Below are 26,824 nucleotides of genomic sequence, written 5' to 3'. Positions count from 1 at the left end.
CCCCACGGCGGGCCGCTTCTCGGGCGGCCCGCCGTTCGCGTGTCCGGCGCCGGGGCCGCCCCCGTACGCCCGCGGGGCCGCCGTGCCGGGCCGCGCGCCGGGCGCAGCGGGACCCGCTCCCCGGGCGGACGGCGTCACTCCCCCACCACGTCCCGGGGGCGTTCGGCCCCGTCCTCCAGGCGCTGCCCGCGCAGCAGGAACCAGGCCGCCACGGCCGCGGCCAGCAGGACCGCAGCGCCGACGCCCGCCGCGAGCGCCAGCCCGTCGACGAAGGACTGCCGGGCCGCGTCCAGCAGTGCGGCGGAGGTGTGCGCGGGCAGGTCCGCGGCCGCCTCGACGGCGCCGCCCAGCGACTCGCGCGCCTCGGCGGGGGTGCCCGCCGGTCCGGTGAAGTCCCGGTAGACGCCGGTGACGAGGGAGCCGAGCAGCGCGATGCCGAGGGCCGCGCCGAGTTCGTACGCCGTCTCGGACACCGCTGAGGCGGCGCCCGCCCGCTCCCCGGGCACGCTGGTGAGGATCACGTCGGCGGTCACGGTGAACGAGAACCCGGCGCCGGCGCCGACCACCAGCAGGACCGCGCCCAGCAGCGGATATCCGGTGGAGCGGTCGACGACGGTGAGCGCGGCGAGCGCGAGGCCGACGGCCGCGAGCCCGCCGCAGACCACGGCCCGCACCGAGAAGCGGCGCGCCGCGCGTCCGGCGACCAGTCCGGCCGCCACCGCGCCGACGGCGGCGGGCAGTTCGGCCAGCCCCGCCTCGAACGGCCGCCTGCCCTGCACGAGTTGCAGGTACTGGGAGAGGAAGAACACCAGCCCGGACAGGCCGAGGACGGTCAGCAGGTCGGCCAGTACGGCTCCGCTGAAGCCGCGGCGCGCGAACAGCCGCAGGTCCAGCAGCGGGACGGGCAGGGCGAGCTGGCGCCGGACGAAGCCGAGGAGGGCGGCGGCGCCCAGCAGGCCCGCCCCGAGCGCCTCCCGGGCGAACCCGTGGGCGGCCGTCTCCTTCACCGCGTACACGACGCCGACCGTGCCGGCCAGGGACAGCACCACGCTGAGCAAGTCCCACGGGCCGGGGTCCGGGTTGCGCGACTCGGGCAGCAGCCTGCTGCCGACGAGGACCAGGAGGGCCATCACGGGCAGGTTGATCAGGAAGACCGAACCCCACCAGAAGTGCTCCAGCAGCAGACCGCCGGTGACCGGGCCGACGGCCGCGCCGGCGGAGGCGGCGGCGCCCCAGACGCCGACGGCGAGACTGCGCTCGCGCGGATCGTGGAAGAGGTTGCGGATCAGCGCGAGCGTGGCCGGCATCAGCGTGGCGCCCGCGACGCCGAGCAGCGCCCGCGCCGCGATCATCAGCTCGGGTGTCGCGGCGTAGGCGTTGAGGACGGACACCGCGCCGAAGGCGGTGGCGCCGGCAAGCAGGATCCGCTTGCGGCCGACGCGGTCGCCGAGGCTGCCCATCGAGATGAGCAGGCCCGCGATCACGAACGAGTAGACGTCGCCGATCCACAGCAGCTGCGTGCCGGTCGGCGCCAGGTCCTCGCTGATGTACGGGGTCGCGAGGCCGAGGACGGTCGCGTCGACGGCGACCAGCAGCACGGCGAGCACGAGGACGGCCAGCGCGAGCCACCGGCCCGGCCGCTTCGTCTCCGCCGCCGGACACGCCGGCCGCAGGGTGGCGGTCATGATTCCGCTCGCCGCAGCGCGCCGCCGAGCAGCAGCTCGACGATCATGTGGGTGAAGTCCCTGGGCGCGACGCGGCCCTCCGACACGGCCCAGGCCGCGGAGGCCAGCAGCCCGTACAGGGCCTCGGTGAGCCAGGCCGGGGACAGGTCGATGCGGAACTCGCCGGCCTGCTGACCGCGCCGGAACAGCGCCTCGACGCGGTCGTCGATGCGGGTCCAGCCCGCGTTGCGGTCCTCGCCCTCGAACAGCTGGTTCTCGGTGTAGAGGAAGGCGAGCAGTCCGGCGACCGGTTCGACGGCCCGCACCAGGCGCCGTACGGCGCCGGTGGCGTCCCCCTCCTCCGGGCGGGCCGCGTCGAGGGCCGCCTCGCACTCGGCGATGCCGAGGGCCTCCAGGGCCCGTACGAGCGCGTCGCGCCCGGCGAAGTGCCGGTGCAGCGTGGCCCGGCTGATCCCGGCGGCCTTGGCGACCTCGTCCATGGTCGCGGTGGACTTGCGGGTCAGCAGGGACGCCGCGGTGCGCAGCACGTGGTCACGATCGACAGCCATGAGACGACCATAGACCATCTGAGACATTCGCGTCTCATCCGCAATGCGCGTGACTCACTGTCCGTGGGTTCACGGGCCGTCCGTCAGTGCCAGGGCAGCTGTCCGCGCCGTGCCCAGTAGGCGCGCGGGTCCTCCGCGAGGGCGTCGAGGCGGGCCAGCTGGTCCTCGTCGAGGTCCGCGGCGGCGGCGCGCAGGTTGGACGCGAGCTGCCCGGTGGTCGCCGCCCCGGAGAGGACCACTCCGGCCCACGGCCGGCGCAGCACGAAGGCGAGGGCGACCGCGTCGCAGCCGAGGGAGGTCTGCGCGGCCACCGCCCGGAGGGCGTCCGGCGCGTGGGGGCCGGCCAGGCGCCCGTTGGCCATGCCCTCCTTGACGATCACCGTGAGCCCGGCGTCGTGCGCCTCGGCGAGGGCGGGGGCGGCGGAGGTCTCCAGCAGGTTGAAGGTGGACTGGACCGCGCGGAAGAGGGGCTCGCCGTCGACGGTCACGGCGAGGGCGGCGCGGACGGCGTCGGCCTGGGCGGGGCCGCTGGTGGAGAAGCCGATGGTCACTCCGGCCGCCGCCGCCTCGGCCAGCCGTTCGTGGAGGCGCTCGTCGGTGAGGGCCGGGCTGTCCGGGGTCACCGAGTGGATCTGGTAGAGGTCGAGCCGGTCGCCGAGCAGGGCGTCGGTCTCGGCGCGCTGCCGCTCGTACGTGGCGAGGCCGTGGTCCTTGACCTCGTGGTGTTCGGCCTCGGTGGACCAGTCCGCGGTGTAGGTGTAGCCCCACTTGCTGCCGACGACCACGTCGTCGGCGTCGGGCCGGGCCTTCAGCCAGTCGGCGAGGAACTCCTCCGAGCGCCCGTAGGAGCGGGCCGCGTCGACGTAGCGGACGCCCCGGGCGTAGGCGGCGTCGAGGAGTTCGTGGGTGCGGGCGCGCATCGCGTCGACGGTGCGCTCGGCCGGGAGGTCCCGCTCGCGGCCGAGGTTGATGTAGCCGGGGCGGCCGACGGCGGCGAGGCCCAGGCCGATGCGGAACGTCGGGGTCGTTGCTGGGGCCATGGGGGTCCCTCCTGCTCGGGTGGAGCCGGGAGCGCGGGACGGGCGAAGGGCGTCGCGGGCTCCGTCCGGCCGGCTCCGTGTGTGCGACCACCGTAGACCGCGCGGCCCCTCGCCCCCGCGGGGGTGTCACCTCCTGGCGTTCGCCCACGCGTGCTGGGCCGCCACGTCCGCCTTGACCTCGGCGAGCTGGACGGCGACGGCGTCGGGCGCCGTGCCGCCGCGGCCGTTGCGGGAGGCGAGCGCGCCGGGGACGTCGAGGACCGTGCGGACCTCGGGGGTGAGGTGGGCGGAGATCTTCGCGAACTGCTCGTCGGTGAGCTCGTCCAGCTCCTTGCCCTCGGCCTCGGCGACCTTGACGCACTCGCCGGCCACCTCGTGCGCGACGCGGAACGGCACGCCCTGCCTGACCAGCCACTCGGCGATGTCGGTGGCGAGGGAGAACCCGGCCGGGGCCAGCTCCTCCATGCGCTCCCGGTGCACGGTGAGCGTGGCCATCATGCCGGTGAAGGCCGGGAGCAGGACCTCCAGCTGGTCGATGGAGTCGAAGACCGGCTCCTTGTCCTCCTGCAGGTCGCGGTTGTACGCGAGCGGGAGGGCCTTGAGGGTGGCCATCAGGCCGGTGAGGTTGCCGATCAGGCGGCCCGACTTGCCGCGTGCCAGCTCGGCGATGTCCGGGTTCTTCTTCTGCGGCATGATCGACGAGCCGGTGGAGAAGGCGTCGTGCAGGGTCACGAAGGAGAACTCCTTCGTGTTCCAGATGATGATCTCCTCGGCGATCCGGGAGACGTCGACGCCGATCATCGCGGTGATGAAGGCGAACTCGGCGGCGAAGTCGCGGGAGGCCGTGCCGTCGATGGAGTTGCCGGAGCTGCCGCGTTCGAAGCCGAGGTCACGGGCGACCGCCTCCGGGTCCAGGCCGAGCGAGGAGCCGGCCAGCGCGCCGGAGCCGTAGGGCGAGACGGCCGTGCGCTCGTCCCACTGGCGCAGCCGCTCGGCGTCCCGGGACAGCGCCTGGACGTGCGCGAGGACATGGTGGGCGAAGAGCACCGGCTGGGCGTGCTGGAGGTGGGTGCGGCCGGGCATGGCCACGTCCGGGTGGGCCTCGGCGAGGCCGATCAGCGCGTCCTGGAGGTCGGCGATCAGACCGCCGATGATCCGGGCGTGGTCCCGCAGGTACATCCGGAAGAGCGTCGCCACCTGGTCGTTGCGGGAGCGGCCGGCGCGCAGCTTGCCGCCGAGGTCGGGTCCGAGGCGCTCCAGCAGACCCCGCTCCAGGGCGGTGTGCACGTCCTCGTCGGCGACGGTGCCGGTGAAGTCGCCCGACGCCACGTCGGCCTCCAGCCGGTCGAGCCCGGCGAGCATGCGCTGCAGCTCGTCGTCGGTGAGCAGCCCGGCCCGGTGCAGCACGCGCGCGTGGGCGCGGGAGCCGGCGATGTCGTAGGGCGCGAGCCGCCAGTCGAAGTGGACGGACGCGGACAGCTTCGCCAGGGCCTCGGCGGGACCGTCGGCGAACCGGCCGCCCCAGAGCCGGACGTCACCGCTGTTGCTGCTCACTCGGGTTGCTCCTCGGAAGATGGCGATGTGCGACCGCCTCCTCACGTTCGGCGGGTGAGGAGGCGGCTGTCGGTCTGCTGCGGGCGAGGTGTCCGCGGCGTCCTACGCGAGGTCGCGCTTGGCCGCGATCTTCGCCGACAGGCTGTAGATGTCGATGAAGCCCTTGGCGGCGGACTGGTCGAAGGTGTCGCCGGTGTCGTAGGTGGCGAGGTTGAAGTCGTACAGCGACTGCCCGGAGCGGCGGCCGGTGACGACCGCGCGGCCGCCGTGCAGGGTCATCCGGATGTCGCCGGTGACGTGCCGGTTGGCCTCCTCGACGAAGCCGTCCAGGGCGCGCTTGAGCGGGGAGAACCACAGGCCGTCGTAGACGAGTTCGCTCCAGCGCTGCTCGACCTGCCGCTTGTAGCGGGCGAGTTCGCGCTCGACGGTGACGTTCTCCAGTTCCTGGTGGGCGGTGATCAGGGCGATGGCGCCCGGCGCCTCGTACACCTCGCGGGACTTGATGCCGACGAGGCGGTCCTCGACCATGTCGATCCGGCCCACGCCCTGGGCGCCCGCGCGCTCGTTGAGCTGCTGAACGGCCTGCAGGACGGTGACCGGCTTGCCGTCGATCGCGACCGGGACGCCCTGCTCGAAGGAGATGACCACCTCGTCGGCCTCGCGGGCGACGGCCGGGTTCTGGGTGTACTCGTAGATGTCCTCGATCGGGGCGTTCCAGATGTCCTCCAGGAAGCCGGTCTCGATGGCGCGGCCGAAGACGTTCTGGTCGATCGAGTAGGGCGACTTCTTGGTGGTCGCGATCGGCAGGCCCTTCTCCTCGCAGAAGGCGATGGCCTTGTCGCGGGTCATGGCGTAGTCGCGGACCGGGGCGATGCACTTGAGGTCGGGGGCGAGGGCGGCGATGCCGGCCTCGAAGCGGACCTGGTCGTTGCCCTTGCCGGTGCAGCCGTGGGCGACGGTGGTGGCGCCGTGCTTCTCGGCGGCGGCGACGAGGTGCTTGACGATCGCCGGCCGGGACAGCGCGGAGACCAGCGGGTAGCGGTCCATGTAGAGGGCGTTGGCCTTGATCGCCGGGAGGCAGTACTCCTGGGCGAACTCGTCCTTGGCGTCCGCGACCTCGGCCTCGACGGCACCGCAGGCGAGCGCGCGCTTGCGGATGACGTCCAGGTCCTCGCCGCCCTGGCCGACGTCGACCGCAACGGCGATGACCTCGGCGCCCGTCTCCTCGGCGATCCAGCCGATGGCGACGGAGGTGTCCAGACCGCCTGAGTAGGCGAGTACGACGCGCTCGGTCACGGGTTTCTCCTCACAGTGCATTCGCTGATATGCATGAGTATGCAGGAGTCCGCATGATTCGTCAATCCGCTCCGGGAGGGGATCGGTTTCGGTCGGATCGCGGCCGATTCCTTACGACCCTTGAACACACGAGACCGCTCTCGCGTGCCTCTCGGCGGACACGGGCGCCGTTTCGCCGCACAGGCTCCGCCCCGGCCCGCGCACGGCCGCCGGCCGGCCAGGGCCTTTCCGGAGCCGCCCCTCCGGCCGCCTGCCGCGCTCACCCGGTTGACGTGGCAGGCACCCGTGGCCGCCCCGCACGAGCGCCGGCCGGGGCGGCCACGGCCGGCGGCGCGTTCCGCGCGGCGGCCCGGAGCCGAATCGGACCCGCCAATTCCTTAGACAGTCGAAATAATTGCGCCCATACTCGTCGCATGGGAAAGACCTACGAGCGCATCGACGGCAGGCTCCGCACCTTCATCGAGTCCCAGCCGCTCTTCTTCACCGCCACCGCCCCCCTCTCCGCCGACGGCACGGTCAACCTCTCCCCCAAAGGGCTCAAGGGATCCTTCGCGGTGCTCGACGAGCGCACCGTGGCCTACCTCGACTTCGCCGGCTCCAACGCCGAGACCATCGCCCACCTGCGGGAGAACGGCCGGATCACCCTGATGTGGTGCGCCTTCCAGGGGCCGCCGAACATCGTCCGCGTGCACGGGCGCGGCGAACCGGTCTTCCGCGACGACCCCCGCTTCAGGGAACTCCTCGCCCGCTTCCCGGACATCGACCCGACGGCCCACGGCCTGCGCGCCGTCATCGTCGTGACGGCCGAGCTCGTCCGCGACACCTGCGGCTACGCCGTGCCCCTGATGGCCCACGAGGCCGACCGCGAGCTGCACGGCAAGCGCTTCGCGCGTGAGGACGACGCCTCGCTGAGCGCCTACTTCACCAAGAAGGAGCACATCGCGACCAGCCTGGACGGACTGCCCGGGCTGCCGCTGCCGCTGCCCCCGGCTCCGGTCTGAGCCATGCCCCCCCGTGCCGTCGCCGCCCTGCCCCCTGCCGGTGCCCGCCGCCGCTGCCGGCCCGGCCGGCCGACGCCGGCGGCCGGCCGATCACCGCGCTCGCCCCGCGGACCGGCTCCGCCCCGGGGGCGGTGACCCGCTGGGACCGCAGGGGCGGCAGGCGGGCCGGGGCCGGTCCGGCGCCGGGCCGCTTCGGCACGCGGGGCCCGGCCGCCCGGCCGGGACGAGCGGCCCTGCCGGGTGCCCGCGGCGGCCCGGCGCCCGGCGCGCCTCAGTGCCCGTTCTGGGCCAGCCGCAGCAGGTGATCGGCGAGCGCCTGCCCGCCGTCGGGGTTCCGGCTGATCAGCAGCAGCGTGTCGTCACCGGCGATGGTCCCCAGGATGTCGTGCAGCTCCGCCTGGTCGATGGCCGAGGCGAGGAACTGCGCGGCTCCGGGCGGCGTCCGCAGCACGACCAGGTTGGCGGAGGCCTCCGCCGAGATCAGCAGCTCCTGCGACAGCCGCCGCATCCGCTCCTCCTTCGCCGACTCCCCCAGCGGCGCGCGGGGGGTGCGGAAGCCCCCCTCGCTCGGCACCGCGTAGATCAGGTCGCCGTCGGTGTTGCGGATCTTCACCGCGTTCAGCTCGTCCAGGTCCCGGGAGAGCGTCGCCTGCGTGACGCTCAGCCCGTCGTCGGCGAGCAGCTTCGCCAGCTGGCTCTGCGAGCGCACCGGCTGCCGGTTGAGGATGTCCACGATCCGGCGGTGGCGTGCGGTGCGGGTCTGCGGCACGGCAGGCCCGGCGGGCTGTTCCTGGTCCTGCGCCTGGCTCATCGTCGTCTCATTCTCCGGATCGTCCGTCCCCGTCGGCCTCGGTGGCCTTGTCAAGGATGCCGGGCAGGGCCCCGAGGAAGGCGTCCACCGCGTCGTCGCCGAGGATCAGCGGCGGCATCAGCCGTACGACGTCAGGGGCGGGCGCGTTCACGAGGAAGCCGGCGTCCTGGGCCGCCTGCTGCACCTCGGGCGCGAGCGGCTCGGTGAGCACGATACCCAGCAGCAGGCCCGCGCCCCGGACGTGGTCGACCAGTCCGTGGCCCAGGGACTCGATCCCCCCGCGCAGCTTCTCGCCCTGCCGCTTGACGTTGTCCAGCAGCCCCTCGCTCGCGACGGTGTCGAGGACGGCGAGTCCGGCGGCGCAGGCGACGGGGTTGCCGCCGAAGGTGGTGCCGTGCTGGCCCGGCCGGAACAGGTCGGCCGCCCGTCCGAACGCCACCGTCGCGCCCAGCGGGAGCCCGCCGCCGAGCCCCTTGGCGAGGGTGACGACGTCCGGCAGGACGCCCTCGTGGGCCTGGTACGCGAACCAGTGCCCGGTGCGGCCGATCCCGGTCTGCACCTCGTCGAGGACCAGCAGCGCCCCGGTCGCGGCGGTGATCGCGCGGGCCGCCTTCAGATAACCGGCCGGGGGCACCACGACGCCGTTCTCGCCCTGGATCGGCTCGATGACGACCAGGGCCGTCTCCTCGGTGACCGCGGCGGCCAGCGCCTGCGCGTCCCCGTACGGCACGTGCGTGACGTCGCCGGGCAGCGGCAGGAAGGGCTCCCGCTTGCCGGGCTGCCCGGTCAGCGCCAGGGCGCCCATGGTGCGGCCGTGGAAGCCGCCCTCGGTGGCGACCATGTGCGTCCGCCCGGTCAGCCGGCCGATCTTGAACGCGCCCTCGTTCGCCTCGGCGCCGGAGTTGCAGAAGTAGACCCTGCCGTCCCGCCCGAAGAGCTGCAGCAGCCGCTCGGCGAGCGCGACGGGCGGCTCGGCGACGAACAGGTTGGAGACGTGGCCGAGGGAGGCGATCTGGTTGCTCACGGCGGCCACGACCGCCGGGTGGGCGTGGCCGAGGGCGTTGACCGCGATGCCGCCGACGAAGTCCAGGTACTCCCTGCCGTCGGCGTCCCAGAGCCGGGCGCCCTCGCCGCGGACCAGGGGCAGCCGCGGGGTGCCGTAGTTGTTCATGAGCGCGCCCTGCCACCGGGCGGTCAGTTCCTCGTTGCCGGCGGCGTCGGCGACGGTGTCGCTGGCGGCGTTGCTCACGGCTCCCCCTGTTCGTCCGGCACGACCATCGTGCCGATGCCCTCGTCGGTGAAGATCTCCAGCAGGATCGAGTGCTGGACCCGGCCGTCGATGACGCGCGCGGTGCGCACGCCGTTGCGCACGGCGTGCAGGCAGCCCTCCATCTTGGGCACCATGCCCGAGGACAGCTCCGGCAGCAGTTTCTCCAGCTGGGATGCGGTGAGGCGGCTGATCACCTCGTCGGAGTGGGGCCAGTCCTCGTAGAGTCCCTCGACGTCCGTGAGGACCATGAGGGTTTCGGCGCCCAGTGCCGCAGCGAGTGCCGCAGCCGCCGTATCAGCATTGACGTTGTAGACATGTCCGTCGTCCTGGGAACGGGCGATCGACGAGACGACCGGGATCCGGCCGTCGGCGAGCAGGGCCTCGATGGCGCCCGTGTCGATCTCGGTGATCTCGCCCACCCGCCCGATGTCGACGAGTTCGCCGTCGATCTCGGGCCGGTGCCTGGTGGCGGTGATGGTGTGCGCGTCCTCGCCGGTGAGGCCGACGGCGAGCGGACCGTGCTGGTTGAGCAGCCCGACCAGCTCCCGCTGCACCTGCCCGGCCAGCACCATCCGTACGACGTCCATGGCGTCCTCGGTGGTGACGCGCAGGCCGGCCCTGAACTCGCTGACGATGCCGTGCCGGTCGAGGGCGGCGCTGATCTGCGGGCCGCCGCCGTGCACGACCACGGGCCTGAGGCCGGCGTGCCGCAGGAAGACGACGTCCTGGGCGAAGGCGGCCTTCAGCTCCTCGTTCACCATGGCGTTGCCGCCGAACTTGATGACGACGGTCTTGCCGTGGTGGCGGGTCAGCCAGGGCAGCGCCTCGATGAGGATCTGGGCCTTGGGCAGCGCGGTGTGCTTCCTGGTCGTGCTCATGAGCTGTAGGCGCTGTTCTCGTGGACGTAGTCGGCGGTGAGGTCGTTGGTCCAGATGGTGGCGGTCTCGGAACCGGCGGCGAGGTCGGCGACGATGTGCACCTCGCGGTAGCGCATGTCGACCTTCTCGCGGTCCTCGCCGACGGAGCCGTTCTTGCACACCCAGACGCCGTTGATGGCGACGTTCAGCCGGTCGGGCTCGAAGGCGGCGGACGTGGTGCCGATCGCGGAGAGCACCCGGCCCCAGTTGGGGTCCTCGCCGTGGATGGCGCACTTGAGGAGGTTGTTGCGGGCGATGGAGCGGCCCACCTCGACGGCGTCGTCCTCGGTCGCGGCGCCCACCACCTCGACCCTGATGTCCTTGCTGGCGCCCTCGGCGTCCCGGATGAGCTGCCGGCCCAGGTCGTCGCAGACGGCCCGGACGGCCTCGGCGAACTCCTCGTAGCCGGGCGTGGTCCCGGACGCCCCGGAGGCGAGCAGCAGGACGGTGTCGTTGGTGGACATGCAGCCGTCGGAGTCGACGCGGTCGAAGGTGACCCGGGTGGCGGCGCGCAGGGCCCGGTCGAGGGTCGCGCCGTCGAGGTCGGCGTCGGTGGTGAGGACGACCAGCATGGTGGCGAGGCCGGGGGCGAGCATGCCCGCGCCCTTGGCCATGCCGCCCACCGTCCAGCCGTCCCGCGTCACGACGGACGTCTTGTGCACGGTGTCGGTGGTCTTGATGGCGATGGCGGCCTTCTCGCCGCCGTGCTCGGACAGCTGGGCGGCGGCCGTCTCGACGCCGGGGAGCAGCTTGTCCATCGGCAGCGGGACGCCGATGAGGCCGGTGGAGCAGACGGCGACCTCGATGGCGCCCCGCCCGAGGACCTCGGCGACCTTCTCGGCGGTGGCGTGGGCGTCCTGGAAGCCCTTGGGTCCGGTGCAGGCGTTGGCGCCGCCGGAGTTGAGGACCACGGCGGAGACCTGCCCGCTCTTGATCACCTGCTCGGACCAGAGCACCGGCGCGGCCTTGACGCGGTTGGCGGTGAAGACGCCGGCGGCGGCGCGGCGGGGCCCGTTGTTGACCACCAGGGCCAGGTCCGGGCTGCCGTTCTCCTTGATCCCGGCGGCGATGCCCGCCGCCGTGAACCCCTTTGCTGCCGTGACGCTCACGGTGCGACTCCGATCGTGGGAAGACCGAGCTCCTCGGGAAGTCCGAGGGCGATGTTCATGCTCTGGACGGCACCGCCCGCGGTGCCCTTGGCCAGGTTGTCGATGGCGCTGATCGCGATGATGCGGCCCGCCGCCTCGTCGTGGGCGACCTGCACCTGAACGGCGTTGGAACCGTGGACGGAGGCGGTGGCGGGCCACTGTCCCTCGGGCAGGAGGTGGACGAACGGCTCGTCGGCGAACGCCTTCTCGTACGTCTCGCGGAGCGAGGACGCGGTGACCCCGCCGCGCGCCTTCGCGCTGCACGTGGCGAGGATCCCCCGGGACATGGGCGCGAGGGTGGGGGTGAAGGAGACCGAGACGCGCTCCCCCGCCGCCGCGCTGAGGTTCTGGATCATCTCGGGCGTGTGCCGGTGGCCGCCGCCGACGCCGTACGGCGACATGGAGCCCATGACCTCGCTGCCCAGCAGGTGCGGCTTGGGCGTCCTGCCCGCGCCGGACGTGCCGGAGGCGGCGACGATCACGGCCTCGGGCTCGGCGAGCCCCGCCGCGTACGCCGGGAAGAGCGCCAGCGAGACGGCGGTCGGGTAGCAACCGGGCACCGCGACGCGCTTGGACCCCTCCAGCGCGGCGCGGCCGCCCGGCAGTTCGGGGAGGCCGTAGGGCCAGGTGCCGGCGTGCGGGGAGCCGTAGAACCGCTCCCAGTCGGCGGCGTCCCGCAGCCGGAAGTCGGCGCCCATGTCGATCACGAGCACGTCCGGGCCGAGCTGCTCGGCGACGGCGGCGGACCGGCCGTGCGGCAGCGCCAGGAAGACGACGTCGTGCCCGGCGAGGGCCTCGGGGGTGGTCGGGCCGAGCACGCGGTCGGCCAGCGGCAGCAGGTGCGGCTGCAGCGCGCCGAGCCGCTGGCCGGCGTTGGAGTTGCCGGTCAGGGCGCCGATCTCGACCTCGGGATGGGCCAGGAGCAGACGCAGCAGTTCTCCGCCCGCGTATCCGCTCGCTCCGGCCACTGCCGCACGTACCGTCATGGAACCTCCTCCTAGACGGCATGACTATACGTTTGATTGCACGTTTATGCAACGCCGTGCGGGAGGGGCCCGGTGCCGGCGCGGGGGCGCCGGCCGTCCCCGGCCGCGCCGCGCCGGGCGGGCGGTCCGGGGACGCGGCCGGACGGCCGTGGAACGCCGTGCGGGCCGCCGTCCCGGGACGGCGGCCCGCCGACGGATCCGGCGGCTACCTCTGCCTGATCCGCAGGAAGGTGACGGAGTTCGCCGGGAAGGTGTACGTGAACCTCTCGGCGACCCCGGAGAAGGTCGACGTCACCGGCGTGACCGGGGTGTCGGTCTCGGTGTTCACCGCGTCCGCGTCGGCGGCCAGCGTGGTCACGCGGGCCCTGGACGCGACCTTCGCGCCGCCGAGGTCGATCGCCGTGCGGGCCGCCGCGTCCTGGGCGTTGACGACCTTGACGATCAGGTCACCGGTCCGCGCGTCCTCGGTGACGACCTGGCGGAAGGGCTCGGCCGGCTTGTCGTCGGTGAAGCTGCCCCACTCCTGGCCGTCGAGGTAGAGGGTGACCTGGCGGCCCCGCACCTTGACGTGGATGTCGTAGGCGCGGCCCGTCTCGATCGACCCGGCCTTGGAGACCAGCGTCGACTTGCCGCCGTCCACGGCCTGCTCGACGGCGGACCGGGTGTTGTTCCAGCCGCCCAGGTTCCACCAGTAGTAGTTGCCGGTGTCCTTGACGCCGAAGGCGACGAGGAAGCCCTCCTTGCCGGACCGCTTGGTGGCCCTCACCCGCAGGTCGTAGTCGTGCCAGGCCGGGTCGCCGGCCGTGACCAGGGTGTTCTCGGCGGCGGCGTCGCTCTGGACGTAGGCGCCGTCCTGGACGCTCCAGGCGCCGGCGCCCCGGTGGGTCCACTGCGAGGCGTCACCGGAGAAGTCGTCGCCCAGCAGCGTCGAACCGTCCGCCGCGGTGACCCGCACGTCGTCGTAGGCCGCGCTGGTCGCCCAGGTCGACAGGCCGACGGCGCCGGTGATCGGGCCGCTGACGTCCGGGGTGCCGGTCGCGGTGGAGGGGATCACGCGGTCGCCGGTGTTGTTCATGAACAGCTTCTGGACCTCGTAGTTGGCCGAGCCCCAGGAGGCGTGGTTGTTGAACCAGATCATGTCCGGGCTCCACTGCACGTAGTCCTCGTTGGCGAGCAGCGGCGCGTAGGAGGCGAGCTTGACGACGTCCGCGTTGCGCTCCAGGCCGGTCATGTACGCGGCCTCGGCGAGGGCGTTCTTCCAGGCGTTGCCCTGGGAGGCGTACTCGCCGAGGAAAACCTTGGGACCCTGCCGGTCGTAGGAGTCGTAGCGGTCGTTGTTCTGCAGGAACCACTGGGGGCTGTTGTAGTAGTGCTCGTCGACCATGTCGACCCCGCCCTCGCGGTTGAGCCGCCAGGCCGTGTCGAAGGTCGTGCCCGAGTCGTCCGGGCCGGAGTTGGAGACGACGGTGATCTGCGGGTGCTTCGCCTCGATCGCCGCCCGGAACCGCTGGAAGCGGGCGAAGAACTCCTCCGGGAGGTTCTCCTCGTTGCCGACCGCGATGTGGGTGAGCCCGAAGGGCCGGGGGTGGCCCATCCGGGCGCGCACCTTGCCCCAGGTGGAGGTCGCCGGGCCGTTGGCGAACTCGATGAGGTCCAGGGTGTCCTGGATGTGCCGCTCCAGCAGCGCCTCGTCGTCGGTGGCCCTGTTCTGGCCGCAGCCGGTCACCAGGGCCGGGACGACGGGCAGCGGCATGGCGCCGATGTCCTCGGCGAAGCGGAAGTACTCGTAGTAGCCGAGGCCGTAGCTCTGGTTGTAGCCCCAGAAGTTGGCGTTGGTGGCGCGCTCCTCGACCGGGCCGACGGTGTCCTTCCACTGGTAGGCGCGTTGGCGCTGCCAGCCGGAGGCCTCGCTGTAGTCCTCCATGGAGCCGGTGTTGACCAGGCAGCCGCCGGGGAAGCGCACGAAGGCCGGGCGCAGGGCGGCGATCTTCTCGGCGAGGTCCTTGCGCAGGCCGTTGGGCTGGTTCCTGTACGTGTCGCGCGGGAACAGCGACACCATGTCGAGGGCCGCCGCGTTCGTCGAGGCGACGGCGAGGCGGCCGCGGCTGCTGGTGCGGGTCGCGGTGAAGGCGGCGGTGTACTTGCGCCAGCCGCCCTTCGCGGCGACCTGGCGGGCGGTCGCCAGGGGGCCCGCGGCGTCCTTCAGCGTGACGGTGAGGGTGGTGCCGGCCTCGGCGCGGGCCCACACCGAGAAGTCGTACCTCTTGCCCTGCTCGACGCGGATGCCGGTGTTGTAGCCGGCGTTCGTCACGGACGAGCCGGCGCCCAGGGACAGGTAGTGGCGGTTGCGCTCGTTCAGCCGCCCCGCGTCGTTCACGACCTCGGCCGCGCCCTCGGCCGTCCAGGAGGTCAGCGGGGTGTAGGAGCCGTTGTCGGCGGTGGAGTACTCGAAGGACCGGTTCTGCACGAGTTCGGCGTACAGGCCGCCGTCGGCGGCCCGGTTGATGTCCTCGAAGAACACGCCGTACATCGTGTCGTCGATGGTCGCGCCCCGGGCGGACGGGTCCAGGGTGATCGCGTAGTCGGTGACCGCCTCGGCGTGCGCGGGGGCCGGGACGAGGGCGGTGGCCGTCAGGAGCGCGGTGGCGGTGACACCGAGTCTGAGGCGCGTGCGGGTGGTGCGTGACATGGATACTCCGCGGCTCTCTGGGAGGGGATGGAGCGGTGCGCTGGTGCGTCTGCGTTACGTCCTTGCCGGAGTTGTTCGGTATATCGACCGATGGTCAGCACTTCGAACGGCAAGATAGGGAGGGGGCAGGTGCGCGTCAATGGGTCGCGCAGCAACGGCCGAGCGGGAAGAGCGGTACGCGATGGGTGAGTTCTGGCCGGTACCGGAGGTGCTGACGTATCTGGAGGGGAGCTGGCGGGTGGCGCGGTCGGTGCGCGACCTCGCGAGCGGCGGGACCGGCGAGTTCTCCGGCACCACCGTGTTCGACCCGCTGGAGCAGGGCGGTCTGCTGTACCGGGAGTCCGGTACCTTCGTCTGGCGGGGCGTCGCCCGCCCCGCCGAGCGGACGCTCCGCTTCCTGCCGGGGGCGGCGCCGGGCACGGCGGACGTGCGGTTCACGGACGGGCGGCCGTTCCACGACCTGGACCTGACGTCCGGGCGGTACGTCGCCGACCACCCGTGCGCCGCCGACCTCTACCGGGGCGAGTTCACCGTCCGGGACGCGGACCGCTGGCGGACCGTGTGGCGGGTGCGCGGCCCGGCCAAGGACCTGGTGCTCACCACCGACTACACCCGCGGGGACTGAGCGGACGCCCCGCCGGAACACGCGGGCCGAAGGGGCGGCATGTCCGTCATGGCGGGATGCTCGCAGGCCCGGCCGGACCGCGTCGGCCGGTCATCCCAGCACCTCCTCGCAGGCCGCGCGCAGCCGCCGCACCCCCTCGGTGATCTCCCCGCCGCCCGCGACCGCCGCGAAGCTGAGCCGCAGGTGCGCGGCCGGCGGCTCGGCGCTGAAGTACGGGCGGCCCGGGGTGACCGCGACGCCCGCGCGCAGGGCGGCCGCCGTCAGCGCGGCCTCGTCGCAGCCGTCGGGCAGCCGCAGCCACAGGTGGTAGCCGCCCGCCGGGACGTGCGGCAGGGCGAGGCCCGGCAGCTCGCGGCGGAGCGCGGCCGTCATGGTGTCGCGGCGCGTCCTCAGCTCCGCCGCGATCGCCCGCAGGTGCCGCGGCCAGGCGGGCGAGCCGACGAGTTCGAGCGCGGCCTCCTGCAGCGGCCGGGGCACGAAGAAGGTGTCGACGACCTGGATCGCCCGCAGCCGCTCCAGCACCGGCCCGCGGGCGGCCAGCGCGCTCACCCGGAAGCTGGGCGAGGTCGCCTTGGTCAGGGAGCAGACGTGGACGACGACGCCGTCGGGGTCGTCGGCGGCGAGCGGGCGCGGCAGCGGCCCCGCGTCCTCGTGCACCAGCCGCCGCACGAAGTCGTCCTCGACGACGAACGCGCCGGCCTCCCGCGCGATGCGCAGCACCTCGCCCCGGCGTCCGGCGGCCAGGACGGCGCCGGTCGGGTTCTGGAACAGGGGCTGGCAGACCAGGACGCGGGCGCCGGTGGCCCGGAACGCGTCGGCGAGCAGGGCGGGCCGCACCCCGTCCGCGTCCACGGGGACGGGCACCGGGCGCAGTCCGGCGGCGCGGGCGATGGCCAGCATGCCGGGGTAGGTCGGCGACTCGACGAGGACGGGCGCGCCGGGCGGGGCGAGGGCGCGCAGCGCGGTGGTCAGCCCGGCCTGGCCGCCCGCGGTGATCAGCACCTCGGCGGCCGTGACGGCACCGCCGATGCTGCGCGCGAACCACTCCCGCAGCTCCGCCAGCCCCTCCACGGGCGGCCGGCCCCAGGCGCCGGGGCGGCGGCCCGCGCGGGACAGGGCGGCGGCCAGCGCCCGCTCCGGCTGCAGCGACGGGTGCAGGTAGCCGCCGTTGAACTCGATCACCCCGGGCGGCGGGGCGGCGAGCGAGACCAGCACGCCCGAGGCGTCCACCGAGCGCGGCACGAGGTCGGCGGCGCCGTCGGCGCTGAGGGCGACCTCCTGCCAGGAGGTGTCCCCGGCGGCGGGGGCCGCGGCCCGGGGCCGGGCCCGGAACGCGCCGGCGCCGGGCCGGGTGACCACCAGTCCCTCGGCGGCCAGCTGCGCCAGGGCCCGCGACACGGTCACGGGACTCACCCGGAACCGCTCGACCAGGGCCCGGCTCGACGGGAGCTTTCCACCCTGCGGATAGCGGTCCAGCTCGCGCCGCAGCCGTTCTGCCAGGTCGGCCACACTGCTACGCTCATGCATGAGAGCACAGAGTAGCGCTACTGCCACCGTCCCGATAGCGGTCACCGCCGACCGGAAGCGCGTCGCCCTCGGCACCGGGCAGGCCGCCCTCGGCGTCGCCGCCTTCTCCCTCACCTTCCCCGCCACCGCCTGGGGCCTGGAGGGCTTCGGCCCCTGGTCCCTGGTCGCCGTGCGCAGCGTGCTCGCCGCCCTGATCGCGGGCGGCTGCCTGCTGGCCCTGCGCGTACCGCTGCCCGCCCGCCGCCACTGGCCGGGCCTCGCGGTGGTCGCCGGCGGCGTGGTCCTCGGCTTCCCCCTGCTGACCACGCTGGCGCTGCGGACCTCGACCACCGCGCACGCCGCCGTCGTGGTCGGCCTGCTCCCGCTGACGACGGCCCTGTGCTCCGCCCTGCGGGTCGGCGTCCGCCCCTCGCGCACCTTCTGGGCGGCGGCGCTGGCGGGCGCCGCGGCGGTGGGCGTCTTCACCGTGCAGCAGAGCGGCGGCGCGCTGACCTCCGCCGACCTGTACCTGTTCGGGGCGCTGCTGGTGTGCGCGGCCGGCTACACCGAGGGCGGGCGGCTGGCCCGGGTGATGCCGGGCTGGCAGGTGATCGGCTGGGCGCTGGTGCTGTGCCTGCCGCTCACCGCGCCCGCCGCCGCGCTCGCGCTGGCGCACGAGCCCGTACGGCTGACCGCGCACGCCGTGACCGGGCTGCTGTGGGTGGCGGCGGGCTCGCAGTTCCTCGGCCTGGTCGTCTGGTACCGGGGCATGGCGGCCGTCGGCATCCCCAAGGCCAGTCAGTTGCAGCTGGCCCAGCCCCTGCTCACACTGGTGTGGTCGGTGCTGCTGCTGGGCGAGCACCTGACGCCGGCCGCCCCGCTGACGGCCGCGGCGGTGCTCGTGTGCATCGCCGTCACCCAGCGGGCGCGCGGCTGAGCGGCGCGTCCGCGCCGGTTCCGAGCCGGTGTCCGCGCCGTAGACTCAAGGCCAGGACCGCTGCTCTTCGCAGATGGTGGAGGAGGCCCCTCAGATGCGTGCAACCGTGGGCGACCAGCTTGTCCAGCACGGCAGGGTGGTCGGTCAACACGACAAGGTCGGCGAGATCGTCGAGGTGCTGGGCCCGAAGGGCAACCCCCCGTACCGCGTCCGCTTCGAGGACGGGCACGAGGGCGTGTGCTCCCCCGGCCCCGACACCGAGATCCGGCACAGGGAGACACAGCAGTAGATCAGCGCGGGGGCCTCGCCGGCTGCCGGTAGTGGTCGGCGACCACCCGCGCCATCGCCCCGATCCGGTCCGCCGCCAGGTCCTTCGCGGCGAAGAACACGTGCCCGCGCACCTGCGCGTGGCCCTTGGCCAGGGCCAGGTGCCGGGACAGTTCGGCGGGGTCCTGCCAGGCGGCGGGCTGGGCCGGGTCGCCCGCCTTGTACAGCGCCTCGCCCGCGTACAGCTTCGTCCGGCTGCCCCGGGCGACCTCCGCCCACCAGCGCAGCAGTTCGGCGTAGTCGGCGACGGGCAGGCCGATGTGCCAGTACAGCTGCGGCACGATGTAGTCGAGCAGGCCCTCGCGGACCCACTTGCGGGTGTCCGCGTACAGGTCGTCGTACGTCTGCACGCCCGCCCGGGTGGCGGAGCCGCGCGGGTCGGTGGCGGCGTTGCGCCACACCCCGAAGGGGCTGATCCCGAACCGGGTGCCGGGCCGGATCTCCCCGACGCGGGCCGCCGTCTCGCGCACCAGCCGGTCGATGTTGTCCCGCCGCCAGTCGGCCCGGCTCGCGAAGCCGCCGCCGTACCGGGCGTACGCCGCGTCGTCGTCGAAGGTCCGGCCGGCCACCGGGTACGGGTAGAAGTAGTCGTCGAAGTGGACGGCGTCCACGGGGTAGCGCTCCACCGCGTCCAGCATCGCGTCCCGCACGAAGGCCCGGACCTCGGGCAGCCCCGGGTTGTAGTACAGCTTCCCGCCGTACTCCACCACCCAGTCCGGGCGCCGCCGGGCCGGGTGGGAGGCGACCAGCCTGGCCGGGTCCGCGTGGCCCGCGATCCGGTACGGGTTGAACCAGGCGTGCAGCTCCAGGCCGCGGGCGTGCGCCTCCTCGACGGCCGTGCCGAGCGGGTCCCAGCCGGGGGACCTGCCCTGGGTGCCGGTGAGGCAGTGCGACCACGGCTCGTACGGCGAGGGCCACAGCGCGTCGGCGGTGGGCCGCACCTGGAGGATCACCGTGTTCAGCCGGCTTCGCACCGCCCGGTCCAGGTGGGCGGTCAGCTCGGCGCGCTGCGCGGCGGCGGTCAGCCCCGGCCGGGACGGCCAGTCGCGGTTGGCGACGGTCGCCACCCACACCCCCCGCATCTCGGCGGCCGCGGCCCGGCGGCGCGGCGCCGCGGCCGCCCGGGGCGTCGGTGTGAGCGCCGCGAACGTGGCGGCGGCGAACGCCCGGCGTGACACTCGTCCCATGGGTGCGCTCCCCTGGCGAAGACGCGGATCCGCGCCGTCGCGGACCCTGTGGCGCGCCCAGCATGCCCCGGCGGATGCCCGCCCCCCGCGATCGATCATCGATACTTGGGAGTAACGTGCACGAACGGAGCAGGCGCCGGACCGGCGGGACCCGCCGCCGGCCGTGAACCAGCGGATCAGCGAAGGGGACGATGTGACAGCCATCCCATCGGGAGATGTCGAGCGCGTCGGAGTGGTGGGCTGCGGCCAGATGGGCGCGGGCATCGCCGAGGTGTGCGCCCGGGCCGGTCTGGACGTCAGGGTCGCCGAGACCACCGGCGAGGCCCTGGAGATCGGCCGGACCCGGCTGTTCAACTCCCTGGCCAAGGCCGCCGAACGCGGCAAGATCACCGAGGAGGAGCGGGCGTCGACACAGGCGCGGCTGAGCTTCACCACCGACCTCGGCGAGTTCGCCGACCGCGATCTGGTGATCGAGGCCGTCGTGGAGAACGAGCAGGTCAAGACCGAGATCTTCCAGGTGCTCGACCAGGTCGTGACCCGGCCCGACGCGATCCTGGCCTCCAACACCTCCTCGATCCCGCTGGTGAAGCTGGCGGTCGCCACCTCGCGGCCCGACCAGGTCGTCGGCATCCACTTCTTCAACCCGGCCCCGGTGCAGAAGCTCGTCGAGCTGATCCCGGCGCTCACCACCTCCGAGGGCACCCTCGGCCGGGCCCAGCTGTTCGCCGAGAAGGTGCTCGGCAAGCACGCCATCCGCGCCCAGGACCGCTCCGGCTTCGTGGTCAACGCGCTGCTGATCCCGTACCTGCTCTCCGCGATCCGGATGTTCGAGACGGGCATCGCCAGCCGCGAGGACATCGACAACGGCATGGAGCTCGGCTGCGCCCACCCGATGGGCCCGCTGAAGCTGTCCGACCTGATCGGCCTGGACACGGTCGCCTCGGTGGCCCGGTCGATGTACGAGGAGTACAAGGAGCCGCTGTACGCCGCGCCGCCGCTGCTGCAGCGGATGGTCGACGCGGGCCGGCTGGGCCGGAAGACGGGGTCGGGGTTCTACACCTACGGCTGACCGCGCGGGCGGCCGTCCCGCGCCCGCCGCGGGGCGGCGCCGGGGCGGCGACCGCGGGAACGGCCTCCCGGGCGCGGCGGCCGCTCAGCCGACGGCGTGCTCGGTGAAGTGCCCGCAGGGCACGAAGCCCAGGCGCCGGTAGACCGGTTCGCCCTCCGGCGACGCCTGCAGGACGGCGATCCGCTGTCCCCGGTCGCGCGCCGCGTGCAGCGCGGCGAGGGTGACGGCGCCCCCGTAGCCGCGCCTGCGGTGGGTGGCCAGGGTGCTGATGTTGTAGATCCCGGCGACTCCCGCGTGGTGGAAGACCTCGGCCGAGCAGACCGGGTGGCCGCGGTGGTAGCCGATCAGGTAGTGGGCCGGGCAGTCGGCGGCGAGCGCCCGGGGGGCGGCCAGGCGGAAGAAGCGGCGGACGGTGGCGGCCGGCGGGTCCCAGTTCGCCGCGAGGACGGCGGAGTAGTCGGCGAGCTGTTCCGGGGCGACGACCTGCCGGATGTCCAGTTCGGGCAGGTGCGGCCGGGGCGGCAGGGTGTCGAGCGCGGCCCACATGGCCGTCTCGTTCTCGTGGGGTGCCAGGCCGGCGGACCGCAGCCGGGCGGAGAGGTCCGAAGGCTCCGAGGCGGGGCCCACCCACCAGGAGAAGCGCCGGCCCGTGGCGGTGAGGTCCCGGAGGGTCCGGCCGATGCGGGCGTCGGCGTGGTGCGGTGCGAAGCGGGCGGCGGCGACGATGTTGAAGGTGTCGTCGTCGAGGCCGCTGTCGGCGATCAGCAGATCGTCCGTCTCCGTGACCGTCGCGCCGTCCATGTGCCGGTGCAGGTGGCTCGCGTGCTCCGCGAGGTTGGCTTCCATTCTGGCCAGGAGGGTGCCGTCGGCGGCGGCGAGGGGGTTCGTCATGGTGACAGTCGTTCGCATCCGGGTCGGGGCGGGTCTGTGGGCGGGGGAAGGCGCCGGGTGACGGGACCGGGCCGGGTCCGGGCCGTCGCGGCGCGCCACCGGTACCGGGTCGGTACCGGTGGCGCGTCCCGCGTCTGCCGCCGGCCTACGCGGTGAACCGCACCGGCAGGCTGCGCGGGCCGCGGATCATCATTCCCGGGCGCCAGGTGAGCGCCGCCGGGTGGATGTCCAGGGCGAGGTCGGGACAGCGTTCCAGCAGCGTCCTGATGGCGATGCGCGCCTCCAGACGGGCCAGGGGCGCCCCCAGGCAGTGGTGGATGCCGTGGCCGAACGCCACATGGCCGCGGGCGTCCCGGGAGATGTCGAACCGGTCGGGCGCGGGGAAGCGCTCCGGGTCGCGGTTGGCGTCGGCCATGGCGACGATGACGAGTTCGCCGCCACCGGGGACGGTGGTGTCGCCGATCGTCACCGGCTCGGTGGTGAAGCGGAACGTGGGGGTCTCCAGCGGGCCCTCGTAGCGCAGCATCTCCTCCACCGCGTCGTCGATCAGGGAGAGGTCCGCGCGCAGGGCGGCCAGCTGGTCCGGATGGGTGAGCAGGGCGAGCACGCCGTTGGAGATGAGGTTCACGGTGGTCTCGTGGCCGGCCACGAGCAGCAGCCAGGCCATGCCGAGGAGTTCCTCGTGGGACAGCTGGTCGCCGTCCTCGTCCGAGCCGTGGATCAGCGCGCTCATGAGGTCGTCACCGGGCTGCTGCCGTTTGCGGTCCACCAGTTCCACCATGTACTGCGCCATCGCGGCCGCGGCGGCCTTGCGGACTTCGGGATCGGCGGCGCCCAGCGCGTCGTTCGACCACGTCCTGAAGGACTCGCGGTCCAGGTCGGGGACGCCGAGGAGTTCGCAGATGACGGAGATCGGCAGCGGGAAGGACAGCGCCTCGACCAGGTCGGCGCGTCCCTCGGGCTCGGCGAGCATCCGGTCCAGCAGCGCGTCGGTGGTCCGCTGGATGCGCGGGGCGAGTTCCTGCACCCGGCGGGTGGTGAACTCGCGGGCGACCAGCTTGCGCAGCCGGGTGTGGTCCGGCGGGTCGGCCCTGAGCATGTGCGGGCCGGAGGAGACGGCGCCCAGCGGCAGGGAGGGGGAGGCCTTGCTCCAGTCCTTGGAGAGCCGGGGGTCCGCGAGTGCGGCACGCCCGGCCTCGTACCCGAGGACGAGCCACGCCTCCGCGCCCCCTTCCGGCATCCGGATGCGGTGCACCGGTCCCTGTGCCCGCAGCCGGGCGTACACGGGGTAGGGGTCGCGGGTGAAGGACTCACCGAGCGCGGCGAGGTCGACGATGCTCATGGGGCTACCACCTCACGGGTAGGGACGGATGTCCGGCCGGCGGACGCCGCCGTGCCGGCCGGTGCGGCGGACCGGGACCGTTCGGCGGCCCCGGTCGTCGGGTTCTCGTCGTACGGGCGGCCGCCGCGGCGCCGCACCGCCCGGCTCCCGTTGCAGGGTGGGCCGGCGGCGGTGCCGGCACCGGCCGGCGGCGGTAAGGACGCGGCGGCAGCCGCGAAGTCCCCATGGGTCATGGTGTGTTCCCCCGTCGGATGTGGTGGTGGCCGGTCCGGCCGTGGGTTGGACGCGCGGTGCCGTGCGGGAGTTGTGCTCCGCCGCCCGGTTGTGACGAAGCGGTGACAAGGACGCGGACGACGGGCGGAGCGGCAGGCCTGCCCGCGCGCCGTCCCACGGGGCGCCGCTCCGTGGGGCCCCTGTCCGGGCTCAGTTCCCGCTGATCACGGGCCGCCGGACCCTGTGGTCGAAGGCGAAGGCGTCGCCGCAGGTCAGGTCGATCCGTTGTCCCGACACCCGCACGGTGACGGCGGCCGACAGCGGTGTCTTCCAGCCCTTCACCACCACCTGGCCCCACGGTTCGTCGTGCACCTCGTGGACGCGTCGCCGCGGTCCGGCGGGCGTGTAGGAGCCGTCGACGACGACCGTCCGCGAGGGGCCGGTCGTCTCCCCTCCCTCGTGGACGGTCAACTCGCGGGAGATCGTGCCGTGGTCGAACAGACCGGCGTCCGTCTCCCCGTCCCGCAGGTACTCGGTGTCCGCCGTCCGCACGTTCACGTACGCGTAGGTGCCGAACGCGGAGTTCTCGTAGAGCTGTGCGGCCACGCTCACCCCGTTCCGCTCCCCCGCGCAGTCGAGCACGTGTCCCTTCTCCTCGGTGAGGGTGAAGGGTCTCCGGGAGTCGGGTGCGGACGCGGCTGCCGCCGTCGGCAGCGCCGACAGCAGCACCGCGGCCAGTACACCGCCCACGGTCGTCCGGGTGCGGCAGGTCATGGTTCCCCCCTGGGATGTCGGGTCGTGTCAGGTGCGCGCTTTCCCGCCGGCCGGGCGCGGGCCCGGTCGGCGGTGGTGGACGGCGGGACGGCCGGCGAGGGACGTCCGCGCCGCGTCCGGCCCCTCCGGGGCCGTCAGCGGGTGACGGTTCCAAAGCGGCGTCCGGCCGGGTGGCCGCGCGTGAACGGGCCGTCGAGGGCTGCCCACTGCAGCAGCATGATGGCCTTGGCGTCGACGATCTCGCCACTGTTAATCATGTCGAGCGCCTTGTGGAAGGGCAGTTCCACGACGGCGATGTCCTCCCCTTCGCCGGTGACGCCCCCGTGGGTCGCCGCGACGGAGGCGGGACGGTATCGGGCGGCGAAGAAGTGCAGGCGCTCGGTGACCGAGCCGGGACTCATGTAGACGGCGAAGACGTGTTCGGCCGCGTCGACGACGCATCCCGTCTCCTCGGCCGCCTCCCTGCGGACGGCCTCCTCGGGGGTGTCGCCGTCCAGCAGGCCCGCCGCCGTCTCGAGCAGCATCCCGTCGGGATGCCCGTTGACGTAGGCGGGGAGCCGGAACTGACGGGTCAGCAGCACGGTCCGCCGGTCGGTGTCGTAGAGCAGGATCGTGGCGCCGTCGCCGCGGTCGTAGGTCTCGCGCTGCTCACGGCTCCAGTGGCCGTCGCGGTGCTGGTAGTCGAAGGTGGTCCTGCGCAGGACGTACCAGTCGCAGGAGAGGACCTCCACGTCGACGATCCGCACCCGCGGGTTGCCGGTCAGATCGCGGCCGTGCCGGTCGAGGCCCGTGCGGCCGCGCCGGTCCGGTGTGTCGATGCCCGCGGTCACCGCGCGGCCGGGACGTCGTCGAGGCTGGTGTACACGGCCTTGCCCAGGGCGCGTGCCTGGGCGGCCATCCGGTCGGCGCCCTCGGACGGGCCGCCGATCCGCAGCACCCCGTCGCAGCGGGCCAGCAGCTGCTCGGCGACGGGGTGGAAGATCTCCTCGTACGCCGCGTCACCGGGACCGGTGCTGCCGGCGGTCTCCAGCAGCGGCAGGGCCAGGGCCTCACCGGTGACACCGAGGTGACCGGCGCGGAAGAGCTGCAGGGCGACCTCGTTCATGGCCCGGACATTCGCCTCCAGCTTGCGCGGGTCGTCGCCGGTGCCCGACCGGTAGGGTCCGGCGACCAGGATCATCAGCGAGCGGGCGGTGGTGTGCACAGAACTGCTCCTCGGTGTGGAGTGGGCGGCGGGGCGCCGGCGCGTCCAGGTCCCGGCGCGCGGTCGCCCCCCGGGACTCACACCGGCAGGGCTCCGGCACGGAGGCCGTGCCGGAGCCCTGCACCGACCGCGGGGTCGGGTCCGGACGATCGGCGGCACCCATGAGTCATTTCTAACATACTCATGTTTATTTGAACATCGAGTTGTGAAGTCTTCGCGGCCGCATCCGCTTTCGTCGACGCACCCCGGAGAACCGGTCGCTTCCCCGGCCCCCGCCCGGCGCCTACGGACGGCCGGGACAAGGCGAGGCGACCGTGAGCGACAGAGGCGGAGCAGCCGAAGCCCCCGAGGCGCACCGCCTGACGCATGGCGCCTGACCGATGGCGACAGCTGCGTGTTCGAACGAACGTCGATGTGTGAGGGCGAGAACTCGCAGCGAGTGGCGCGAGCCACATGCGCGCCCCTGCTCCCCGGGCCCTTCCCGCCCGCGGCCCGGCAGGAACCGGGCGCCCGGCCCGCTTCGGGGCCGGGCGGCGGTCAGGGCAGCGGCTTGATGTCCCCGGCGAAGACGATCACTTGGTCGATGCGATCGCGCCGCAGGTGGACGACATCCGTCCCCGCCAGCCGCGGCCCCCCTTCCGGCGTCGTGAAGACCCAGGAGTACCGGGCCCACTCCCCCGGCATGTCCACCCCCGAGGTCCGCACCATCCGGCCGGCGCCGGCCGGATGCCGTCGGATGTCCAGCACGAAGCGCTCCACCGCCTCGATCCCCTCACTGCGCCCGAGGGGGCCCCAGAGAATGACGTCCGAGGTCAGGGCCTGGGACAGCAGAGCGGTCACATAGCTGTCGTCCGACGCGTTGAACGCGGAGACGAACGTGTCGATCGCCGACTGGGCGGTTTCTTCCTGCATGCACCAAGTCATACCAGCCCCCGCACCGATGGCGTCGCGTCCGGCAACTGCCGCGCCGGGCACTCCGGTTGACGACCGGGCCGCCGGCCGGAGCGGGATTTCCGGCCGGCGGCCCGCCCGCGGATCCGCCGCCGGGGTTCCGGCGCCCTGCGGTATCCGCCGCAGAACGCCCCCCTCTCCCTCCCCGGCTGGTTACGGAGGGTAAATTTCCAGCCAGTCCGTGGGCCCGGCACCGCCGAGGGCGCCGGGCCCGCGCCATTCACACACCGTGTGCGCGCCGAGCCCGCATATGCCCTGCGCACACGCTCCCCGCGCGCCCACCAGGCGAGTTGACTCGGTATGCGCATGCAAGGGATGTGTTTCGACTACGGAAAGGAGCGGACTCGTGACCGCCGATCCCGAGCATCCCGTCGTCCATGGAGAACTCGCAGAGTTACGGCGCCGCCTCGACGTGGCGCACGCCCGCGTCGAGGGCGGGCTGGCCCTGCTCAGCCACCGCACCGAGGAGACCGCCAAGGAACTGGACGAGTTGCACTCCCGGCTCGTCACCCTGGAACACGCCCGCTGGCCGCTGCCGTCGATCGCGGCCCTCACGGCCGTGGGCGCTCTCGTCGTGGCGGTCTGGCAGGCGTGGGGGGGGGGGGGGGGGCGCCCCCCCCCCCGCGGGCGGGGGGGGGGGGGCGCGCCCCCCCCCGCGGGGGGGGGCGGCGCGCGCCCCCCCCCCCCCGGGGGGGGGGGGCGCGGGGGGGGGGGGGGGGGGGGGGGCGGGGGGGGGGGGGGGGGGGGGGCCGGGGGGGGGGGGGGGGGGGGGGGGGGGGGGGGGGGGGGGAAGGGGGTCCGCCGGGAAGGGCGCCGCGGCGGGGTCCGGCACCGACTGGGGGCCCTGGGCGGG

General features: G+C 73.8%; 24 protein-coding genes and 1 pseudogene. 6 read left to right on the top strand and 19 right to left on the bottom strand.

The genetic code is table 11. The features are described 5' to 3' along the window. Window positions 1-134 precede the first annotated feature (134 nt). From ACIBAI_RS25490 to ACIBAI_RS25470, 5 genes are all read right to left on the bottom strand, one after another. Window positions 135-1,685 (bottom strand): MFS transporter, encoded by a 1,551-nt coding sequence (locus ACIBAI_RS25490; protein ID WP_399037720.1) that lies wholly within the window; start codon window positions 1,683-1,685, stop codon window positions 135-137. After that, on the bottom strand, window positions 1,682-2,233 hold the full coding sequence (locus ACIBAI_RS25485; RefSeq protein WP_399037718.1) for a TetR/AcrR family transcriptional regulator: 552 nt from the start codon (window positions 2,231-2,233) through the stop codon (window positions 1,682-1,684). Before ACIBAI_RS25485 ends, ACIBAI_RS25490 begins: the two co-directional genes overlap by 4 nt. Window positions 2,234-2,316: 83 nt before the next feature. Then, window positions 2,317-3,273 carry an aldo/keto reductase gene (locus ACIBAI_RS25480; RefSeq protein ID WP_399037717.1) on the bottom strand — a complete coding sequence of 319 codons (957 nt, stop codon included), beginning with the start codon at window positions 3,271-3,273 and terminating at the stop codon, window positions 2,317-2,319. 126 nt (window positions 3,274-3,399) lie between these two features. Further along, window positions 3,400-4,827, bottom strand: a complete 1,428-nt coding sequence (argH, locus tag ACIBAI_RS25475) for an argininosuccinate lyase (RefSeq protein ID WP_399037715.1) — start codon at window positions 4,825-4,827, stop codon at window positions 3,400-3,402. A gap of 102 nt (window positions 4,828-4,929) precedes the next feature. Beyond that, a complete protein-coding gene (locus ACIBAI_RS25470; protein ID WP_399037713.1) occupies window positions 4,930-6,123 on the bottom strand; it encodes an argininosuccinate synthase in 1,194 nt (397 codons plus the stop codon). A gap of 413 nt (window positions 6,124-6,536) precedes the next feature. Between ACIBAI_RS25470 and ACIBAI_RS25465 the strand changes: the two genes are divergently transcribed. Beyond that, window positions 6,537-7,124, top strand: coding sequence for a pyridoxamine 5'-phosphate oxidase family protein (locus ACIBAI_RS25465; RefSeq protein WP_399037710.1), 588 nt, complete (start codon window positions 6,537-6,539; stop codon window positions 7,122-7,124). Between the two features lie 271 nt (window positions 7,125-7,395). Here ACIBAI_RS25465 and ACIBAI_RS25460 read toward each other — a convergent pair whose 3' ends face one another. The 6 genes from ACIBAI_RS25460 to ACIBAI_RS25435 all read right to left on the bottom strand — a co-directional run bounded on the left by ACIBAI_RS25460 (window position 7,396) and on the right by ACIBAI_RS25435 (window position 14,945). Next, window positions 7,396-7,935, bottom strand: a complete 540-nt coding sequence (locus ACIBAI_RS25460; protein ID WP_344607129.1) for an arginine repressor — start codon at window positions 7,933-7,935, stop codon at window positions 7,396-7,398. A 7-nt stretch (window positions 7,936-7,942) separates the two neighbouring features. Continuing rightward, window positions 7,943-9,184 carry an acetylornithine transaminase gene (locus tag ACIBAI_RS25455; RefSeq protein ID WP_399037708.1) on the bottom strand — a complete coding sequence of 414 codons (1,242 nt, stop codon included), beginning with the start codon at window positions 9,182-9,184 and terminating at the stop codon, window positions 7,943-7,945. Next, window positions 9,181-10,083 carry an acetylglutamate kinase gene (gene argB / locus ACIBAI_RS25450; RefSeq protein WP_399037706.1) on the bottom strand — a complete coding sequence of 301 codons (903 nt, stop codon included), beginning with the start codon at window positions 10,081-10,083 and terminating at the stop codon, window positions 9,181-9,183. Before argB ends, ACIBAI_RS25455 begins: the two co-directional genes overlap by 4 nt. Then, window positions 10,080-11,231, bottom strand: a complete 1,152-nt coding sequence (argJ, locus tag ACIBAI_RS25445) for a bifunctional glutamate N-acetyltransferase/amino-acid acetyltransferase ArgJ (RefSeq protein ID WP_399037704.1) — start codon at window positions 11,229-11,231, stop codon at window positions 10,080-10,082. The genes argB and argJ overlap by 4 nt, the downstream gene beginning before the upstream one ends. Further along, complete coding sequence (gene argC, locus ACIBAI_RS25440; RefSeq protein WP_399037703.1) at window positions 11,228-12,256, bottom strand: N-acetyl-gamma-glutamyl-phosphate reductase; 1,029 nt, start codon at window positions 12,254-12,256, stop codon at window positions 11,228-11,230. Before argC ends, argJ begins: the two co-directional genes overlap by 4 nt. A 205-nt stretch (window positions 12,257-12,461) precedes the next feature. Next, window positions 12,462-14,945, bottom strand: coding sequence for an alpha-L-arabinofuranosidase C-terminal domain-containing protein (locus tag ACIBAI_RS25435; protein WP_399037701.1), 2,484 nt, complete (start codon window positions 14,943-14,945; stop codon window positions 12,462-12,464). A 181-nt stretch (window positions 14,946-15,126) separates the two neighbouring features. Here ACIBAI_RS25435 and ACIBAI_RS25430 point away from each other — a divergent pair, with 181 nt between their 5' ends. Further along, window positions 15,127-15,570: a DUF6314 family protein gene (locus tag ACIBAI_RS25430; RefSeq protein WP_399037880.1), complete on the top strand. Its 444-nt coding sequence runs from the start codon at window positions 15,127-15,129 to the stop codon at window positions 15,568-15,570. Window positions 15,571-15,660: 90 nt separating this feature from the next. On the opposite strand, the gene ACIBAI_RS25425 is transcribed toward ACIBAI_RS25430, so the two are convergent. Then, the gene (locus ACIBAI_RS25425) at window positions 15,661-17,097 is read right to left on the bottom strand and encodes a PLP-dependent aminotransferase family protein (protein ID WP_399037699.1); all 1,437 of its coding nucleotides are present in this window, start codon (window positions 17,095-17,097) and stop codon (window positions 15,661-15,663) included. Between ACIBAI_RS25425 and ACIBAI_RS25420 the strand changes: the two genes are divergently transcribed. After that, window positions 17,096-18,013 (top strand): DMT family transporter, encoded by a 918-nt coding sequence (locus ACIBAI_RS25420; RefSeq protein WP_399037697.1) that lies wholly within the window; start codon window positions 17,096-17,098, stop codon window positions 18,011-18,013. The two genes, ACIBAI_RS25425 and ACIBAI_RS25420, sit on opposite strands and share 2 nt — an antisense overlap. A gap of 94 nt (window positions 18,014-18,107) precedes the next feature. After that, entirely contained in the window at window positions 18,108-18,302 is a 195-nt protein-coding gene (locus ACIBAI_RS25415; protein ID WP_344607147.1) for a DUF1918 domain-containing protein, read from the top strand. A gap of 1 nt (window position 18,303) precedes the next feature. On the opposite strand, the gene ACIBAI_RS25410 is transcribed toward ACIBAI_RS25415, so the two are convergent. Beyond that, the gene (locus tag ACIBAI_RS25410; RefSeq protein ID WP_399037695.1) at window positions 18,304-19,527 is read right to left on the bottom strand and encodes a glycoside hydrolase family 10 protein; all 1,224 of its coding nucleotides are present in this window, start codon (window positions 19,525-19,527) and stop codon (window positions 18,304-18,306) included. 193 nt (window positions 19,528-19,720) lie between these two features. On the opposite strand from ACIBAI_RS25410, the gene ACIBAI_RS25405 reads away from it, so the two are divergent. Beyond that, window positions 19,721-20,596 carry a 3-hydroxybutyryl-CoA dehydrogenase gene (locus tag ACIBAI_RS25405; RefSeq protein ID WP_399037694.1) on the top strand — a complete coding sequence of 292 codons (876 nt, stop codon included), beginning with the start codon at window positions 19,721-19,723 and terminating at the stop codon, window positions 20,594-20,596. Between the two features lie 84 nt (window positions 20,597-20,680). On the opposite strand, the gene ACIBAI_RS25400 is transcribed toward ACIBAI_RS25405, so the two are convergent. The 6 genes from ACIBAI_RS25400 to ACIBAI_RS25375 all read right to left on the bottom strand — a co-directional run bounded on the left by ACIBAI_RS25400 (window position 20,681) and on the right by ACIBAI_RS25375 (window position 25,932). Beyond that, on the bottom strand, window positions 20,681-21,442 hold the full coding sequence (locus ACIBAI_RS25400) for a GNAT family N-acetyltransferase (protein ID WP_399037879.1): 762 nt from the start codon (window positions 21,440-21,442) through the stop codon (window positions 20,681-20,683). Window positions 21,443-21,632: 190 nt separating this feature from the next. Continuing rightward, window positions 21,633-22,829, bottom strand: coding sequence for a cytochrome P450 (locus ACIBAI_RS25395; RefSeq protein ID WP_399037693.1), 1,197 nt, complete (start codon window positions 22,827-22,829; stop codon window positions 21,633-21,635). A gap of 423 nt (window positions 22,830-23,252) precedes the next feature. Beyond that, a complete protein-coding gene (locus ACIBAI_RS25390) occupies window positions 23,253-23,816 on the bottom strand; it encodes a hypothetical protein (RefSeq protein WP_399037691.1) in 564 nt (187 codons plus the stop codon). Window positions 23,817-23,950: 134 nt separating this feature from the next. Further along, entirely contained in the window at window positions 23,951-24,646 is a 696-nt protein-coding gene (locus ACIBAI_RS25385) for an NUDIX domain-containing protein (RefSeq protein WP_399037689.1), read from the bottom strand. Then, the gene (locus tag ACIBAI_RS25380) at window positions 24,643-25,020 is read right to left on the bottom strand and encodes a DUF4406 domain-containing protein (RefSeq protein WP_399037687.1); all 378 of its coding nucleotides are present in this window, start codon (window positions 25,018-25,020) and stop codon (window positions 24,643-24,645) included. Before ACIBAI_RS25380 ends, ACIBAI_RS25385 begins: the two co-directional genes overlap by 4 nt. Window positions 25,021-25,557: 537 nt before the next feature. Next, window positions 25,558-25,932, bottom strand: coding sequence for a nuclear transport factor 2 family protein (locus tag ACIBAI_RS25375; RefSeq protein ID WP_399037686.1), 375 nt, complete (start codon window positions 25,930-25,932; stop codon window positions 25,558-25,560). Window positions 25,933-26,317: 385 nt separating this feature from the next. Between ACIBAI_RS25375 and ACIBAI_RS25370 the strand changes: the two are divergent. Further along, window positions 26,318-26,569, top strand: a pseudogene (locus ACIBAI_RS25370) (hypothetical protein); the annotation flags it as partial. Window positions 26,570-26,824 lie beyond the last annotated feature (255 nt).

Origin of the sequence: Streptomyces sp. NPDC051041, from assembly GCF_044456065.1 — a bacterium.
Classification (GTDB): domain Bacteria; phylum Actinomycetota; class Actinomycetes; order Streptomycetales; family Streptomycetaceae; genus Streptomyces; species Streptomyces glaucus.
The sequence above is the reverse complement of the archived record's forward strand: the minus strand, read 5'-3'. Positions and strand labels throughout refer to the sequence as shown.

Excerpts from the sequence above, each read along its gene's own strand:
- ACIBAI_RS25390 (WP_399037691.1), bottom strand. The coding sequence starts at position 23,816 with ATGACCTGCCGCACCCGGACGACCGTGGGCGGTGTACTGGCCGCGGTG.
- ACIBAI_RS25410 (WP_399037695.1), bottom strand. The coding sequence starts at position 19,527 with ATGGGACGAGTGTCACGCCGGGCGTTCGCCGCCGCCACGTTCGCGGCG.
- ACIBAI_RS25430 (WP_399037880.1), top strand. The coding sequence starts at position 15,127 with ATGGGTGAGTTCTGGCCGGTACCGGAGGTGCTGACGTATCTGGAGGGG.
- ACIBAI_RS25375 (WP_399037686.1), bottom strand. The coding sequence starts at position 25,932 with ATGCAGGAAGAAACCGCCCAGTCGGCGATCGACACGTTCGTCTCCGCG.
- ACIBAI_RS25420 (WP_399037697.1), top strand. The coding sequence starts at position 17,096 with ATGAGAGCACAGAGTAGCGCTACTGCCACCGTCCCGATAGCGGTCACC.
- ACIBAI_RS25395 (WP_399037693.1), bottom strand. The coding sequence starts at position 22,829 with ATGAGCATCGTCGACCTCGCCGCGCTCGGTGAGTCCTTCACCCGCGAC.
- ACIBAI_RS25490 (WP_399037720.1), bottom strand. The coding sequence starts at position 1,685 with ATGACCGCCACCCTGCGGCCGGCGTGTCCGGCGGCGGAGACGAAGCGG.
- ACIBAI_RS25415 (WP_344607147.1), top strand. The coding sequence starts at position 18,108 with ATGCGTGCAACCGTGGGCGACCAGCTTGTCCAGCACGGCAGGGTGGTC.
- argB (WP_399037706.1), bottom strand. The coding sequence starts at position 10,083 with ATGAGCACGACCAGGAAGCACACCGCGCTGCCCAAGGCCCAGATCCTC.
- ACIBAI_RS25425 (WP_399037699.1), bottom strand. The coding sequence starts at position 17,097 with ATGCATGAGCGTAGCAGTGTGGCCGACCTGGCAGAACGGCTGCGGCGC.
- argC (WP_399037703.1), bottom strand. The coding sequence starts at position 12,256 with ATGACGGTACGTGCGGCAGTGGCCGGAGCGAGCGGATACGCGGGCGGA.
- ACIBAI_RS25480 (WP_399037717.1), bottom strand. The coding sequence starts at position 3,273 with ATGGCCCCAGCAACGACCCCGACGTTCCGCATCGGCCTGGGCCTCGCC.
- ACIBAI_RS25460 (WP_344607129.1), bottom strand. The coding sequence starts at position 7,935 with ATGAGCCAGGCGCAGGACCAGGAACAGCCCGCCGGGCCTGCCGTGCCG.
- ACIBAI_RS25465 (WP_399037710.1), top strand. The coding sequence starts at position 6,537 with ATGGGAAAGACCTACGAGCGCATCGACGGCAGGCTCCGCACCTTCATC.
- ACIBAI_RS25400 (WP_399037879.1), bottom strand. The coding sequence starts at position 21,442 with ATGGAAGCCAACCTCGCGGAGCACGCGAGCCACCTGCACCGGCACATG.
- ACIBAI_RS25435 (WP_399037701.1), bottom strand. The coding sequence starts at position 14,945 with ATGTCACGCACCACCCGCACGCGCCTCAGACTCGGTGTCACCGCCACC.
- ACIBAI_RS25485 (WP_399037718.1), bottom strand. The coding sequence starts at position 2,233 with ATGGCTGTCGATCGTGACCACGTGCTGCGCACCGCGGCGTCCCTGCTG.